Origin of the sequence: Pseudonocardia sp. Ae505_Ps2 (assembly GCF_001932425.1) — a bacterium.
Lineage (GTDB): Bacteria > Actinomycetota > Actinomycetes > Mycobacteriales > Pseudonocardiaceae > Pseudonocardia.
Genome location: NZ_MCIP01000001.1, coordinates 3,978,478 through 3,993,207 on the forward strand (window position 1 = coordinate 3,978,478; position 14,730 = coordinate 3,993,207).

Genomic DNA, 14,730 nt, shown 5'->3' on the forward strand with positions numbered 1-14,730 from the left:
GGACCGGCCCCTGACGAGAGCCGCACATCTGAAGAGCTAATCAGGTGTCGTGGCTATGCTGTCGCGGTGATCGGGAACCCGCGCCGCTGGGCGCCGCTGCTCGCCGGGCTGCTGCTCCTCGCGGGGTGCGGCGCGGGTGACCCGGCTCCGGCGCCCGGCGACCTCGGCGACCACAGCGCCGCACCTGCCACGGCGTCGGTGGTGAACTGCGGCGTCGACGTCCCGGTGCAGCGCCCGGAGCGGGTCGTCGCGATGTTCCAGAACGGCATCGAGGCCGTCCTCGCGCTCGGGGCGGGGGACCGGCTCGTCGGAGCGGCCTACCTGGACAACCCGCTGCCGGCGCAGCTCGACGGTGACTTCCGCCCGCAGAGCTACTGGCCCGAGGAGTACCCGTCGCGCGAGGAGGTGCTGCGGGTCGATCCGGACCTCGTCGTCTCCGGCTTCACCGGCGCGTTCACCCGGGAGGGCCTCGGCACCCGCGCCGAGCTCGGCGCCACCGGCACGGAGACCTTCCTGTTCAGCGCCTACTGCCCGACCGCCGACGGCGGCGGTCAGCAGAGCATCGGCGCCAACGACGTGTCCTTCGCCGGCGTCGAGCGCGACCTCACCGACCTCGGTCGGCTGCTCGGCGCCGAGGACCGGGCCGCGGAGGTCGTCGCCGGCATGCGCAGCACCCTCGGCGACGTGGCGGGCCGGCTCGCCGGGGTCGCCGACCGTCCGCGGGTGGCGATGCTGAACTCCCCGGGCAGCACCGGTGAGCTGCGGGTCTTCGGCATCGGCGACGTCGCGACGACGATCATCGAGGCCGCGGGCGGGCGGCAGGCGTTCGACACCATCGCCGGCCGGCAGCGCACCGTGTCGCTGGAGGGCATCGTCGCGGCCCGCCCGGACGTGATCGTGATCCCGGCCTGCTGCGGGCGCGATGTCGGACCGGAGGGCGCGGAGCCGCTGGCCGAGCGTCTGCGGAACGACCCGGCCCTGGCCACGGTCCCCGCGGTCCGCGACGGCAAGGTGTTCACCACGACCTTCGCCGAGGTCAGCCCCGGCATCCGCAACGCCGACGCGGTCGCGACGCTCGCCCGCCGGCTGCACCCGGACCGGTTCGGCGGCTGAACCCCGGCGCCGTCGCGCGCGGTCCGGTCGGGCGCCGGGCGGCGTCGCGCGGTCCGTTTCGACGGCCGGGTCCCGGCCCGGCGCGGGGCCCGGCGGCTGCGGTCGGACCGCTGCAGCACCCGGTGCGACGAGGCGGAGGAGTGCGGATCCGCCCGGCGCCGTTGCCGAGCGGACGGCCAGAACCGTATCCGGTCCGCGCCGCCCGCGGGAGCCACCGTGCCCCGATCGTTGCTAGGTCTCCGACCCCGCGGGCAGCGGCGGGTTCCCCGGGCGCAGCCCGTCGAGGAGCAGCGCCAGGTAGCGTGCGCGGTCCTCGCCCGACGCCGTCGCCGCCGCGTCCGACCCCTCGGCGACGGCGAGCGCCATGACCAGCACCGCCGACAGGTCCCGTGGGGTGAGCTCCGGGCGGACCGCGCCCGCCTCACGCGCCCGCTCCAGCAGCCGGGTCAGCGTCCGGCCGTAGCGCTCGGCGGACTCGACATCGAACGCACCGGTCTCCCGGGCCAGCTGCAGGAGCGTCCGGCGTCCGGCGATGGCCTCGACCGCCCGGCCCAGCGACCCGGCCAGGTCGGCCCACGGGTCGCCGTCCCCGGCGGCCGCGGTCGGCTCGATCTCGGCGACGAACACCTGGTCCAGCACCGCCCGCACCAGCACGTCGCGGGTCCGGAACCGGCGGTACAGCGTCGCGACGCCTACCCCGGCCCGGCGCGCGATCTCCTCCAGCGGGACGTCCGCTCCGTCCGACTCGAACGCCGCGGCCGCCGTGTCGATGATCCGGCGGTGGTTGCGGGCGGCGTCGGCGCGCAGCGGACGGCCCGCCGGGGAGCCGTCGAGCGACGAGGCGGTCATCGGAGCACGGTATCGCCCTGGCTCACCAGGTCACCGGCAGCGTGTGCATGCCGTAGACGAAGTGGTACGCCCGGAAGGCCTCGGGCGGGACCGGCCCGGCCGGGGCGAGCGTGGGGAAGCGGCGGAGCAGGGCGGGGAACGCCGTCGCCATCTCCATCCTGGCCAGCGGGGCGCCGAGGCAGTGGTGCACGCCGTGCCCGAACGCGACGTGCCCGGCCGCACCCCGGGTGACGTCGAGCCGGGCGGGGTCGTCGAACCCGGACGCGCTGTCGCGGTTGACCGCGGGGAGCGAGCACATCACCAGCGACTGCGCCGGGATCGGGGTGTCACGCAGCACGGTGTCGGTCGTCGTCACCCTGACCACCCCGGTGTGCACGATCGACAGCCACCGCAGCAGCTCCTCCACGGCGGGGCGGGCGAGCTCCGGGTCGCTGCGCAGCAGCGCGGCCTGCTCCGGGTCCTCCAGCAGTGCCAGGGTGCCCAGCGACAGCATGTTCGACGTCGTCTCGTGCCCGGCGATCAGCAGCAGCGACGCGATCCCGACCAGCTCGTCGTGGCTGATCTCCTCGCCGTGCTCGCGGATCAGCATGCCCAGGATGTCCTCGCCCGGGTCGGCCAGCGCCCCGTCGACGAGCCGGCTCATGTAGGCCCGGTTCTCCCGCCCGACGGCGAGCCGCTCCTGCGCCGGAAGGGACACGTCGAGCAGGCGGGTCGAGCGTGCGGTGAACTCGTCGCGGTTGGTGTAGGGCACCCCGAGCAGCTCGCAGATGACCATCGACGGTACCGGCAGGGCGAACAGGGTGACCAGGTCGGCACCCGGCCCGGCGGCCTCCAGCGCGTCGAGGTGCTCGTCGACGATCTCGGTGATCCGCGGCGCCAGGCGGGTCATCCGGCGCTGGGTGAACTCGCGGGTGAGGAAGCGGCGCAGCCGGGTGTGCTCCGGCGGGTCCTGCGCCAGCAGCTGGCCCGCCCGCATCTGCTCCTGCTCCCGCTCCGAGAGCGGCGGGGCGTCCGGGCGGGTCAGCGCGGCGCTCCCGGCGTTGGAGTAGGTGGCGGCGTCGCCGAGCACCTGGCGCACGTCGTCGTAGCGGGTCACGAGGTAGGCGTCGGCGCCGAACGCGGTCCGTACCCGCGGGATCTCGCCGGAGTCCCGGATGCGCTCCAGGTCGGCGTCGGGTCGGAACCGGTCGCGGCGCATGTGCAGCGGGAGCGAGAAGTCCGTGGCGGTGTCGGTCATGGTGCTGGCCTCCGGTGGGTGGGCGGCGCGTCGCTCTCCACGGTAGCCGCTCAAACGACAGCGCGCTCTCGTTTTGTGTGCCCTGTCCGGTACGCCCCGGACGGCCGCCGAACCGGTGAAACCGGGCGAAGCGTGACAGGCTGCGACCGTCAACGGCGACGGCACCCCGGGGGGCGACCTGTGTTCCAGCACGATCCCGAACCGCTCGGCAGCGTCTGGCTGTCCGCGCTCGTCGCACTGCTCCCGCTGGTGGCGATCTTCGTGACGCTGGGTGCCCTGCGCTGGAAGGCGCACTGGGCCGGGCTGGCCGCGCTCGTCGTCGCGGTGGTGGTCGCGGTGGCGGCCTTCGGAATGCCCGTTCACCTGGCCCTGCTCTCGGCCACCGAGGGAGCGGTGTTCGGTCTCTTCCCGATCATGTGGATCGTCTTCACCGCGATCTGGCTCTACCAGCTCACCGTGGCGGCGGGCCGGTTCGAGGACCTGCGCGCCGCCTTCGGGCTGATCTCCGACGACCCCCGGGTACAGGCGATCATCATCGCGTTCTGCTTCGGCGGGCTGCTCGAGGCGCTGGCCGGGTTCGGCGCCCCGGTGGCGATCACCGGCGTCATGCTGATGGCGCTCGGGTTCTCCCCGGTCCGGGCGGCGGTCGTCGTGCTGCTGGCCAACACCGCACCCGTCGCGTTCGGCGCGGTCGGCACCCCGATCATCACCGCGGGCACCCTGACCGGGATCCCGTACGACGAGATCGGTGCCGTCGTCGGACATCAGACCCCGGTGCTCGCGGTCGTCGTCCCGACGCTGCTGGTGCTGCTCGTCGACGGCAGGCGCGGCGTGCGCCAGGTCTGGCCGGTCGCGCTCGTCATCGGACTCGCGTTCGCCCTCGCCCAGTGGCTGGCCGCCACCTACCTGTCGGTCGAGCTCACCGACATCGTCGCCTCGCTGGCCGGGCTGGCCGCCGGCGTGCTCCTGCTGCGCTTCTGGCAGCCGCGCGGCGGCGCCGAGGCGAGGGAGACACTGCGCATCGAGCGCACCGCCGACGCACCTGTCGAGGAGCCGGGCGGAGCCGACGGCGGCCGGTCCGTCGCGACCGAGCAGCGCACCCTCGCCGAGCGCTCGCAGGCACTGTCGGTCGGCCGGCTGGTCATGGCCTTCGCCCCGTACCTGCTGATCATCGTGGTGTTCTCGGTGGCGAAGCTGGTCGGCCCGGTGACGTCCTTCCTGTCCGGGACCGACGTCAGGATCGGGTGGCCGGGCCTGGACGGGCAGGTCCTCGGCGCGTCCGGAGACCCGGTGTCGACCACGGTCTACAGCCTCCAGTGGCTGTCCTCACCCGGCTCGCTGCTGCTGATCTGCGGCATCGGCGTCGCCGCGCTGTACCGGCTGTCGCCCGCGACGGCCGTCCGCGAGTTCACCGGGACCGCGTACCGGCTGCGGTTCGCCTTCCTGACCGTGGCCACCGTCCTCGCCCTCGCCTACGTGATGAACCTGTCCGGGCAGACGATCTCCATCGGCACCTGGATCGCCGGGACCGGCGCGGCCTTCGCCTTCCTGTCGCCGATCCTCGGCTGGCTCGGCACCGCGGTCACCGGCTCGGACACCTCGGCCAACGCCCTGTTCGCGACGCTGCAGCAGACTGCGGCCGAGCGGGCCGGGCTCGACCCGCACCTGATGGTCGCGGCGAACACCTCCGGCGGCGTCGTCGGGAAGATGATCAGCCCGCAGAACCTGACCATCGCGGCGACGGCCGTGGGCATCGCCGGCCGGGAGTCCGAGCTGTTCCGGCGGACCGTCCTGTGGAGCGTCGGGCTGCTCGCGGTGCTGTGCGTGCTGGTGTTCCTGCAGTCGACCCCGGTGCTCGGATGGATGCTCCCGACCTTCTGAGGCACGGAGTGGGGCCCTGCGGAAGGATCGGCCGGGTGCGCCTGACCGTCCTGCCCACCGCCGATCTCGGGCGCGACGGGCTCCGGGGCCTGCGCGCCCTGCTCGACGCCGCGTTCCCCGCCGACGCCGACGGGACCGGCGGGTTCGACGACGCCTCGTTCGACCACGCACTCGGCGGGGTGCACGTGCTCGCCGGGCCGGTGCACGACCCGGTCGGGCACGCGGCCGTCGTGGGGCGGCGGCTGCTGCACGACGGCGTCGCGCTGCGCACCGGCTACGTCGAGGCCGTCGCCGTGCGGCCCGGGCTCCAGGGCGGCGGGCTCGGCGGGCTGCTGATGGCCGAGGTGGACCGGATCGTGCGCGGCGGGTACCGGCTCGGGGCCCTCGGCGCCGCCGCCCGTGCCGCGCGGCTCTACCGCAGGCTCGGGTGGGAACCGTGGCGCGGCCCGCTCGCGGCGCTCACCCCGGACGGCATCGTCGACACCCCCGACGAGCGCGGCAGCGTGCACGTCCTGCCCGTCGACGCGTCGCTCGACCCGACCCACGCGCTGGTCTGCGACTGGCGCGACGGCGAGCTGTGGTGACCGCCGCGACGCCCCGGAGGCCGCCGGCCCCGGAGTGACGCGGCCGGTTCACCCGGAAGTCGACCGGGAGACGGGTGATCGTCATCCGGCGCCGGTGGAGTTCACCCGTGCAACTGGCGGTGCTCGACCTGGCGGGTACGACGATGGCCGACGACGGGCTCGTGCTCGCCGGTCTGCGTGCCGGCCTGCGCGCCGCCGGGGGTCCGTGTCGACGGCCCGTGCTACCCGGCGCTGGACCGCCAGGCCCGCGCGACGATGGACCGCCCGGTCATGACGGTGCTCGGCGAGCTGCTCGACGGCGACATGTACCGGGCCCGCCGCGCGCACTCCGCGTTCGCCGACCACCTGCACGCCGCGTTGGACGCGGGCCGCGTGCGCCCGGTCCCCGGCGCCGCGCAGACCCTCGACGCACTCCGCGACGCCGGCCTGAGCGTGGCTCTGACCTGCGGGTTCGACCCCGAGCTGCGGGACCGCCTGGTGTCGGCGCTCGGGTTCACCGAGCGGGCGGACATGGTCCTGTCGCCCGCCGACGTCGACGGTCGCGGCCTGCCAGAGCCCGACCTGCTCCACGCCGCCGCCCGTCGGGCCGGGACCGAGCCCGCGCAGGTCGCCGTGACCGGTGACGCGACCGCCGACATCGACGCCGCCGTCCGGGCGGGGGCGGGCCTCGCCGTCGGGGTGCGGGGCGGGGCACACGGCGAGCCGCGGCTGCGCGCCGCGGGTGCCGACGCCGTCATCGACTCGGTCGCGGACCTGCCCGCGCTGCTCGGCCTGCCCAGCTGAGCCCCGCGGCGTAGCGTCCGTCCTGATCATGACCGGTCAGCGGTGACGACGGGGGTGGCGGCGTGGCCCGACGCACGGTGGCGGTGGCGTCGCTGGGTACGACGTTGGCCCTGGTCAGCTACACCGCGCCGCTGGCGACCTTGGCCCCGATCGCGGCCGACCTGGGCTCCTCGCCGTCGGGGCGCTCCTGGATCCTGAGCTCGATGAGCCTGGGGCTCACCGCGGTGCTGCTGACCGCGGGGACCCTGGCCGATCGGCTGGGGCGGCGCGCGGTGTTCACGACCGGCGCGGTGGTGCTGGCCCTGGCCTCGGCGGGCGGGGCGTTCGCCACCGGCACCGCCGGGTTCGTCGCCGGCCGGATCGGGCAGGGCGTCGGGGCGGCCGCGGTCGTCGCGTGCAGCCTCGCCCTGATCGGGCACGCGCTGCCGCCGGGCCCGCGCCGCTCGGCCGCGACCGGGCTGTGGGGCGCGGCGCTGGCCGCCGGGATCGCCGCCGGGCCGTTGCTCGCCGGGGTGCTGCCGTGGCGGGTGCTCTACCTGGCCGTCGGCGTCGCCGGGCTGGTGCTGGCCGTGGCCGCGTGGGTGCTGTTGACCGAGTCCACCGCCGGCGCCCCGCGGCCGGTCGACGTCAGCGGGATGGTGCTGCTCGCGGCCGGGCTGACGGTGCTGCTCGCGGGCCTCACCGAGGCGCGACGGCTGCCGGTCACCACCGCGACGGTCGTGCTGCTCGCGGTCGGGGCGGCGCTGCTGGCCGGGTTCGTCGTGGTCCAGTTCGTCGTGCCGCACCCGATGGCCGGCCCCCGGCTGTTCCGCCACCCCGGGCTGGTCGGGGCGACGGTCGCGAGCCTGGCCACCGGGCTCGGCATCATCTCGCTGAGCTCGTACCTGCCCGCCGTGCTCGCCCCGGTGCACGGCACCGCCCCCGCGACGGCGGCGCTGCTGCTGCTCGGCTGGTCGGGCACCAGCATCGTCACCGCGCTGCTGACCCGCCGGATCAGCGAGCGGGTCACCGGCGGGGTCCGTCTCGGTGTCGGCCTGCTGGTCATGACGGCCGGTCAGCTCGGACTGCTCGCCACCGGCTCCGGCACCGGGGTGGTCCTGGCCGCGCTGGTCGTCGTCGGTGTCGGCACCGGGGTCGTCAACGCGACGCTCGGCCGCGAGGCCGTGGCCTCGGTGCCGCCGGACCGCGCGGGCACCGGCAGCGGCATCAACAACACCGCCCGCTACCTGGGCGCCGCCGTCGGGGTCACGGTGACCTCGGTGCTGACCTCGCCGGCCGGGAACGAGCCGGTGGCTCAGCTGCTGGCGGGCTGGCAGGTGGCGGTGCTGGTCGCGACCGGGTTCACCCTGCTCGGCGCGCTCGTGGCGCTCGGCTGCGCCCGCGCCGCCGCCCCGGCCGGGCGGTGACGCGGGCACTGACGCGGGTGGCGCTCAGACGACCGGGGTGATCGCCCGCAGCGCCCCGGAGCCGCGCACCGCGGTGGTCAGGTCGGCCAGTGCCCGCCCGTGCGCCGCCGCGAGCTCCGCGGACTGCTCGGTGAGGGTGTTGCGGTCCAGGTATCCGGAGTGGTCGAGGTAGAGCCCGGGGGAGAGGACCTGCACGGCGAAGAACCCGGCCAGCACCGAGCGCAGCCCGTCGACGGCGAGGAAGTGGTGCCCGCTCGCCCCGGTCAGCACGACCGCGGCCGCCTTGCCCTGGAGCGGGGCGGTCTTCTCGCCCCACTTGCCGCGCTCGGTGGCCTCCAGCAGTGCCCGCAGCGACGCCGTGTGCCCGGCCCGGTAGACCGGGCTGCCGAACACGACGGCGTCGGCGTCGGCGAAGGCCGCGGTGACCTCGGCGACGGGGGTCTGCGACAGCTCGATCAGCGCGGTGTCGGCCCCGGTGCCGGCGAGGATCCCGGCGACGGCGGCCGCTGTGCGCCCGCCCGGCTCCGGCCCGGCGACGACCCCGATGATGCGGCCCGCACCACCGCTCACGACACCGCTCACGACGCGGCCCGCGGGGTCAGGGAGTAGGTGCCGCGGTGGAACAGCAGCGGCAGCCGCTCCGGGTCCGCGCCGAGCGCGTCGACCCGGGCGGCGACGATCGTGTGGTCGCCGCCGTCGTACTCGTTCCACAGGGTGCAGTCGACCCAGGCGCCGACGCCCTCCAGGACTGGCGAGCCGGACGGCGCCGCCGTCCAGGACACCCCGGCGAACTTGTCGACCCCGGAGCGGGCGAAGCCGGCGCTGTGGTGCTCGTGGTCGGCGGCCAGCACGTTCACGCAGAACCGGCCCACCTGGCGGATGCGCGGCCAGGTGGAGGACCCGCGCGAGGGCGCGAAGCTCACCAGCGGCGGGTCCAGCGACAGCGAGGCGAAAGACTGACAGGTGAACCCCATCGGCCCGTCCGGTCCGACCGCGGTGACGACGACGACGCCGGACGCGAACGCGCCCAGTGCGTCGCGCATGGTCTCCGGGGTCACCGAGGGGGTCACCGGGGCGGAGTGCGCGCCCACGGCCGGTCCGGTGGAGGAGCGGGACATGACTCGACTGTAGGCGCGCCGACCCGGCAGCGACAACGATCTCGGCCGGGGGTGGCACGCGCCACCCCCGGCCCGTCGTCGTGTCGCGCCACCCGCCGCGGAATCGATCCGGTAGAACTCCCCGTGCCGTGCATCCCGAACTCGTGGGGAGCCCCGGGGTGCCCGAGACGGCAACGGCCGGCGGAGCGATCGCTCCGCCGGCCGTCCTTCACCGGAGCCGGGTGGGGGGACGCCCGGCCGATCCGGCTCAGCTCGCGTAGGCGCGCAGCTTGTCGGCGCGCTCCCCGACCCGCAGCTTCGACATGACCTCGCGCTCGATCTGGCGCACCCGCTCGCGGGAGAGCTTGAAGGCGCGCCCGATCTGGTCGAGCGTGTGCGGCTGCCCGTCGTCGAGGCCGAACCGCATCCGGATGACCTTCTGCTCGCGGTCCTCCAGGGTGGCCAGCACCCGGCGGAGGTCGTCGTGCAGCAGGCTCGAGATCACGGTGTTCTCGGCGTCGGTCGCCTCGGCGTCCTCGATGAAGTCACCGAGCGGCGCCTCCTCCTCGGACCCGACCGGCATGTCCAGGCTCACCGGGTCGCGGGCGTGGTCGAGCAGGTCCTGGATCTTGTGCTCCGGGATGCCCGACTCGGCCGCCAGCTCGGCCTCGGTGGGCTCGCGGCCCTGGCGCTGGTGCATGTCGCGCTTGATCCGGGCCAGCTTGTTGACCTGCTCCACCAGGTGCACGGGCAACCGGATGGTGCGGGCCTGGTCGGCCATGCCACGGGTGATGGCCTGCCGGATCCACCACGTCGCGTAGGTCGAGAACTTGAAGCCCTTGGTGTAGTCGAACTTCTCCACCGCGCGGATCAGGCCGAGGTTGCCCTCCTGGATCAGGTCCAGCAGCGGCATCCCGCGCCCGGTGTAGCGCTTGGCCAGGCTCACCACGAGGCGCAGGTTCGCCTCCAGGAGGTGGTTCTTGGCCAGCAGCCCGTCGCGGACGACCGCGCGCAGGTCGCGGCGGTACTGCGGGTCCAGCTCGTCGAGCGTGCCGTCGGCGGCGGCGGTGTCCAGCCGGTGCTGGGCGAACACGCCGGCCTCGATGCGCCGGGCCAGCTCGACCTCCTGCTCCGCGGTCAGCAGCGCGGTCTTGCCGATCCCGTTCAGGTAGACGCGCACCAGGTCCGCGGCGGGGCTCTGGGCGTCGAGATCCTCCGCCACGGCGGCCGCGGCACCGGGTACGGTGGTCTCCAGCGCGGTGCCTCCGTCGCCGTCGGTGCGACGGCGGGAGCTGCGGGCGACCGGCGGGGCGGTCCGCTTCGTGTCGGACGACGACACGGTGGCGCGAGCGGGGGCCTCGGTCGTGAGGCGCGGGCCGGGTACGGCCGGAGCGGTCGTGGTCACCGTCATGTGCAATTCCTCCCCTGCGCGGGCTGCGGCGGGCGATTGATGGGCCTCGCCGCTTGCCCTGTACGGAGTCAACGCATCCGTTCCGGGGATCGTTCCCACGACAAGGCCCCGCAGGCCGGTAAAAGTGGCTGCGGGGCCGTGTCGTCGGTCACATGCAGTTGCGGTTCTCTCAGGGTCCTCTTAGTGAGCGACCCGTCGGGGCGGGGCGGTCACGGTGCGGGCACCCGCGGGGTGTCCCGCGGGTCGGCCACCGCCCGGACACTGCTGCGCCGCCGCGACGCCTTGCCGGCGCCGGTGTTCTTCCGGCTCGGCACCGAGTGGCCGTACACGGTCTCCATCAGCACCGGCCAGTCGTGGCGCAGCGCGTCGCGGCCCATGAACAGGCCCAGGTGACCGGCGCTCGCCGTCCGGTAGGTGACGTCCGTGGCCGGGGTCCCGACCTTCTCCGCCGCGGCGAACAGCTGCGGCGCCGGGGTGATGTGGTCCGACGAACCCGCCAGGAGCAGCAGCGGGCAGTCGATCGCCCCCATGTCGACGGTCCGGCCGTCGACGGTGAGCGTGCCCTTGATCAGCCGGTTCTTCCAGAACAGGTTCTCCACCAGCCACAGGTAGAACGCGCCGGGGATGTCCTGGGTGTACTTGAACCAGTCCTCGAACACCCGGTAGCGCTCGACGTGGGTGGGGTCGTCGATGTTCTCCAGCAGCTGCAGCTGGCGGGAGATCTCCGACTGCGGCTGGATCGAGATGAAGTTCGACAGCACCGCCGAACCCGGCATGTTGCCGCCGCCCGCGGCGACCAGTGCCTTGTACGGCGCCATCCCCATCGTGCCCGCCATCAGCCGGGTCGAGGCGGCGATGACCGACTCGCCGGCGTGGAAGTCGATCGGCGCCCCGGCCAGGGTCAGGGTGTTGACCCGGTCCGGGTGCAGCGCGGCGTAGATCGTCGCCAGCCAGCCGCCCTGGCAGTCGCCCACCAGGTTGGCCTTGCCGCCCATCCGCCGGATGGACCGGTCGATCACCGCGAGGTAGTCGGTGATCGTGACGTTCTTCGTTGCGGTCGTCGCGGGCCGCCAGTCCAGTGCGTAGACCTTCGTCAGGCCCGAGGCGCGGATCATGGCGATCTGGCTCTGCTGCGGCGAGTAGTCCACGACGGTCGAGGAGTGCCCGGCCTGGGGCGGCAGCACCAGGGTGGGGACCACGTCGTCGTCGCGGTGCTCGGCGGCGGTGAAGTCGCGCAACGACGCGAACGGCGTCGACAGCACCACCTCGTTGGCCAGGTGCCAGGTCGGCTCGCGCCGGTCGGCCATCGCCGAGAGCCACAGCAGCCCGCGCCGGGCGGCGTCGCCGGGCCGGGCCATCCGCTGGACCGCGTCGATCCAGTAGGCGCCGGTGGCGCGACCGACCTCGGTCACGACCTTCGTCAGGTTCCGGGTGTTGTACGACACGAGGTACCGGAGGGGGTCCGGCCGGTCGTCGCTCCCGGTGGCCGCGGCCACGGGGGTCTCGGGAAGGGCACGTGGTCCGTGCTCCCCGGAGGGTGCGGACCGTCGGGTGATCGCCGTGCTCATGGGCCTCTCCCATCAACTCTGATGACCGGGGGCTAACCGGGTTACCGAACGGTAAAGCGCGTTCGGTATCTCAAGCAAGCGCTGGCTACTCCGGAGTAGTGCTTGCTTCCCTTAGCGCAGGTGAGAGGCCTTACAAGACTCAGGGGCTGCCTACCGGTGAGTACCCGGTCACCATGTGTCCATCCCGTTGCGCGTCCCGACACCCGTGGGAGCCCGGGAACCCAGGCACGGAGACCGAACCGGCCGTCAGGAGTGACGAACAGTGACCACGCAGCCCCTGTCCCAGCCCGAGTCCGAGAACGGCAGCGCCGCCGCGTCGAACCAGGCCGCGGAGGTGCTGCGGCGGCAGGCGGCCGGCCTCGTCCGGGACCTGCGCGAGCTCGCCAGCCCGGAGGGCGTCGCGGCGAAGGTGGACCCGGTGGGCTTCGCCGGGGCCCTCGGCGAGGCCGCCCGCTCGCTCGCCACCCGCCCCGGCGCGCTGCTGCGAACCGGGCTCGGCTTCGGCGTCGACTCGGCCAAGGCGGTGACCGCCGCCGCCGCGCGCGCCGTCGGCGGGACGACCACCGGCCCGGCGTCGCTGCCCGAGAAGGACAAGCGCTACGCCGACCCGGCCCGGGAGGGCAACGCCTGGTACTACCTGGCCCGTCAGGAGCACGCCCTGCTCGCCGACCGGCTGACCGAGCTGTCGCAGGCGGCCCGCGTCTCGCCGACGGCACGCCGCAAGCTGGACTGGCTGGTCGGTCAGATCATCGAGGCGCTGGCCCCGCCGAACGCGATCGTCACCAACCCGGCCTGGCCGAAGAAGATCGTCGAGACCGGCGGGCTGAACATCGTGCGGGGCGCGCGCAACATGCTGCGCGACGCCGTGCAGAACCAGGGGATGCCGCGTCAGGTCCCCCCCGGCGCCTTCCAGGTGGGCAAGGACCTCGCGGTCACCCCGGGGCACGTCGTGTTCCGCAACCGGCTGATCGAGCTCATCCAGTACGAGCCGCAGACCGCCGAGGTCCACGAGATCCCGCTGCTCATGAGCCCGCCGTGGATCAACAAGTACTACATCATGGACCTCGCGCCGCAGAAGTCGCTGGTGGAGTGGGCGGTGCAGCACGGCCACACCGTCTTCATGATCAGCTACCGCAACCCGGACTCGTCGCTGGCCGACGTGACGATGAGCGACTACCTGCAGGAGGGTCCGGTCACGGCCATGGAGGTCGTCCGGGAGATCACCGGGCAGGACAAGGTCAACGTCGCCGGGCTCTGCCTGGGCGGCGCACTGTCCGCGGCGATGACGGCGTGGCTGGAGGCCAAGGGCGACCAGCGCGTCAACTCGCTGACCCTGATGAACACGCTGCTCGACTACTCCGGCCCCGGCCAGCTGGGCGTGTTCACCGACGAGAAGACAGTGAACCGGCTCGAGCGGAACATGCGCAAGGACGGGTACCTGCCCGCCACCAGCATGAAGACGACCTTCGACCTGCTGCGGTCCACCGACCTGGTCTGGAACTACGTCGTCAACGACTGGATGCTCGGCGAGGACCCGAAGCCCTTCGACATGCTGACCTGGAACTCCGACTCCACCCGCATGCCGGCCGCGATGCAGACCGAGTACCTGCGGACGCTGTACCTGGAGAACCGCTTCGCCGAGGGCAAGCTGGAGCTGGCGGGGGAGCGGCTCGACGTGGCCGACATCCGGCCCGACAGCTACGTCGTCACCGCGGAGTCCGACCACATCGCGCCCTGGAAGTCGGTCTACACCGGGGCGTCGAAGATCGGGGGCACCGTGCGCTTCGTGCTGTCGAACTCCGGGCACATCGCCGGCGTGGTGAACCCGCCGTCGCCGAAGTCGCGGCACTGGTTCGGCGAGAGCGACGACCTCCCGGCCCGCGCCGAGGACTGGCGCGACGACGCCACCGAGCGCAAGGCCTCCTGGTGGGAGGACTGGACGCCGTGGATCGCCGAGCGTGCGGGCGCGGAGGTCGCGGCGCCGAAGAGGATCGGGTCCGACGCGCACCCGCCGCTGGAGCCCGCTCCCGGCCGTTACGTGCTGCGGGGCTGATCCGCCACCCCGGCCCCGTCGCCGCCCCGATGATCACCGCTGGTCACCCGGGCGGCGCGGTGTCCACGATGGCCGGCGATCAACGCCGTCCATCATGGACACAGCATCGGATGCGTGCACAACCGCCGTCCGGCGGGGAGAATGCGTCGCCATGGACCGCGTACGTTCTGTGCCCGCGCGCCGGCGACCGCCGCGCGGGTCCCTCCGGGCGGGGACGCCGTGAGCCGCGCGGGGGAGACCCGCGCCCGCGGCGGCCGCCGGACACCGAGCGCCGGGGGGACCACTGCCGACGAGCTGCACGAGAACGGCCGCAGGGCCGCCGAGGACGCCTGGAGCGCGCAGGTGAACGCCCTGGGCGGGTTCATCCGGGCGCAGCGGCAGATGGCGAAGCTCTCGCTGCGGGAGATGGCGGCGATGACCCAGGTGTCCAACGCCTACCTCAGCCAGGTCGAGAGGGGGCTGCACCAGCCGTCGCTGAAGGTGCTGCGCTCGATCGCCGACGCGCTGCACCTCAACACCGACCAGATGCTCAGCCGGGCCGGCTGGGCGGTCGGCGACCCGGACACCGCGGGCGACGCCGCCCCGCCCGAGGAGGCCGCGGCCGCGGCCACGTCCCCGCCGGGTGTCGAGGCGGCGATCGAGGCCGACGCACGGCTGTCCGACGAGCAGAAGGCGGCGCTGCTCGGGGTGTACCGGAGCTTCGTGCAGCGGGACTGAGCAGGCGTGCTTGACATACTTAACGGGCGTG

13 protein-coding genes are annotated in these 14,730 nt (G+C 74.0%); 7 read left to right on the forward strand and 6 right to left on the reverse strand.

Annotated elements, in window-relative coordinates; all coding sequences use genetic code 11:
- Positions 1-66 precede the first annotated feature (66 nt).
- The gene (locus Ae505Ps2_RS19015) at positions 67-1,113 is read left to right on the forward strand and encodes an ABC transporter substrate-binding protein (protein ID WP_075333232.1); all 1,047 of its coding nucleotides are present in this window, start codon (positions 67-69) and stop codon (positions 1,111-1,113) included.
- 231 nt (positions 1,114-1,344) lie between these two features.
- On the opposite strand, the gene Ae505Ps2_RS19020 is transcribed toward Ae505Ps2_RS19015, so the two are convergent.
- Both Ae505Ps2_RS19020 and Ae505Ps2_RS19025 read right to left on the reverse strand, forming a co-directional pair.
- Positions 1,345-1,962 carry a TetR/AcrR family transcriptional regulator gene (locus Ae505Ps2_RS19020; RefSeq protein WP_075305728.1) on the reverse strand — a complete coding sequence of 206 codons (618 nt, stop codon included), beginning with the start codon at positions 1,960-1,962 and terminating at the stop codon, positions 1,345-1,347.
- A 22-nt stretch (positions 1,963-1,984) separates the two neighbouring features.
- On the reverse strand, positions 1,985-3,199 hold the full coding sequence (locus Ae505Ps2_RS19025) for a cytochrome P450 (protein WP_075553825.1): 1,215 nt from the start codon (positions 3,197-3,199) through the stop codon (positions 1,985-1,987).
- A gap of 180 nt (positions 3,200-3,379) precedes the next feature.
- On the opposite strand from Ae505Ps2_RS19025, the gene Ae505Ps2_RS19030 reads away from it, so the two are divergent.
- From Ae505Ps2_RS19030 to Ae505Ps2_RS19045, 4 genes are all read left to right on the forward strand, one after another.
- The gene (locus Ae505Ps2_RS19030; RefSeq protein WP_075305730.1) at positions 3,380-5,080 is read left to right on the forward strand and encodes an L-lactate permease; all 1,701 of its coding nucleotides are present in this window, start codon (positions 3,380-3,382) and stop codon (positions 5,078-5,080) included.
- Between the two features lie 35 nt (positions 5,081-5,115).
- Positions 5,116-5,664, forward strand: a complete 549-nt coding sequence (locus tag Ae505Ps2_RS19035; protein ID WP_083696058.1) for a GNAT family N-acetyltransferase — start codon at positions 5,116-5,118, stop codon at positions 5,662-5,664.
- Between the two features lie 177 nt (positions 5,665-5,841).
- Positions 5,842-6,447: an HAD family hydrolase gene (locus Ae505Ps2_RS19040; RefSeq protein WP_083696056.1), complete on the forward strand. Its 606-nt coding sequence runs from the start codon at positions 5,842-5,844 to the stop codon at positions 6,445-6,447.
- A gap of 62 nt (positions 6,448-6,509) precedes the next feature.
- Complete coding sequence (locus tag Ae505Ps2_RS19045) at positions 6,510-7,853, forward strand: MFS transporter (RefSeq protein ID WP_075305732.1); 1,344 nt, start codon at positions 6,510-6,512, stop codon at positions 7,851-7,853.
- Between the two features lie 24 nt (positions 7,854-7,877).
- Here the strand turns inward: Ae505Ps2_RS19045 and Ae505Ps2_RS19050 are convergent, their stop codons facing one another.
- From Ae505Ps2_RS19050 to Ae505Ps2_RS19065, 4 genes are all read right to left on the reverse strand, one after another.
- Positions 7,878-8,435, reverse strand: coding sequence for an NAD(P)H-dependent oxidoreductase (locus Ae505Ps2_RS19050; RefSeq protein WP_020627817.1), 558 nt, complete (start codon positions 8,433-8,435; stop codon positions 7,878-7,880).
- A complete protein-coding gene (locus Ae505Ps2_RS19055) occupies positions 8,432-8,971 on the reverse strand; it encodes a flavin reductase family protein (RefSeq protein ID WP_075305733.1) in 540 nt (179 codons plus the stop codon). Before Ae505Ps2_RS19055 ends, Ae505Ps2_RS19050 begins: the two co-directional genes overlap by 4 nt.
- A gap of 247 nt (positions 8,972-9,218) precedes the next feature.
- On the reverse strand, positions 9,219-10,367 hold the full coding sequence (locus Ae505Ps2_RS19060) for a sigma-70 family RNA polymerase sigma factor (protein ID WP_233147507.1): 1,149 nt from the start codon (positions 10,365-10,367) through the stop codon (positions 9,219-9,221).
- A 203-nt stretch (positions 10,368-10,570) separates the two neighbouring features.
- The gene (locus Ae505Ps2_RS19065; RefSeq protein ID WP_084786339.1) at positions 10,571-11,929 is read right to left on the reverse strand and encodes an alpha/beta fold hydrolase; all 1,359 of its coding nucleotides are present in this window, start codon (positions 11,927-11,929) and stop codon (positions 10,571-10,573) included.
- A gap of 262 nt (positions 11,930-12,191) precedes the next feature.
- Here Ae505Ps2_RS19065 and Ae505Ps2_RS19070 point away from each other — a divergent pair, with 262 nt between their 5' ends.
- Positions 12,192-13,982: an alpha/beta fold hydrolase gene (locus Ae505Ps2_RS19070; protein WP_075553827.1), complete on the forward strand. Its 1,791-nt coding sequence runs from the start codon at positions 12,192-12,194 to the stop codon at positions 13,980-13,982.
- A 219-nt stretch (positions 13,983-14,201) separates the two neighbouring features.
- A complete protein-coding gene (locus Ae505Ps2_RS19075; protein WP_233147508.1) occupies positions 14,202-14,699 on the forward strand; it encodes a helix-turn-helix transcriptional regulator in 498 nt (165 codons plus the stop codon).
- The last annotated feature ends 31 nt before the right edge of the window (positions 14,700-14,730 follow it).

Excerpts from the sequence above, each read along its gene's own strand:
- Ae505Ps2_RS19020 (WP_075305728.1), bottom strand. The coding sequence starts at position 1,962 with ATGACCGCCTCGTCGCTCGACGGCTCCCCGGCGGGCCGTCCGCTGCGC.
- Ae505Ps2_RS19025 (WP_075553825.1), bottom strand. The coding sequence starts at position 3,199 with ATGACCGACACCGCCACGGACTTCTCGCTCCCGCTGCACATGCGCCGC.
- Ae505Ps2_RS19055 (WP_075305733.1), bottom strand. The coding sequence starts at position 8,971 with ATGTCCCGCTCCTCCACCGGACCGGCCGTGGGCGCGCACTCCGCCCCG.
- Ae505Ps2_RS19065 (WP_084786339.1), bottom strand. The coding sequence starts at position 11,929 with ATGAGCACGGCGATCACCCGACGGTCCGCACCCTCCGGGGAGCACGGA.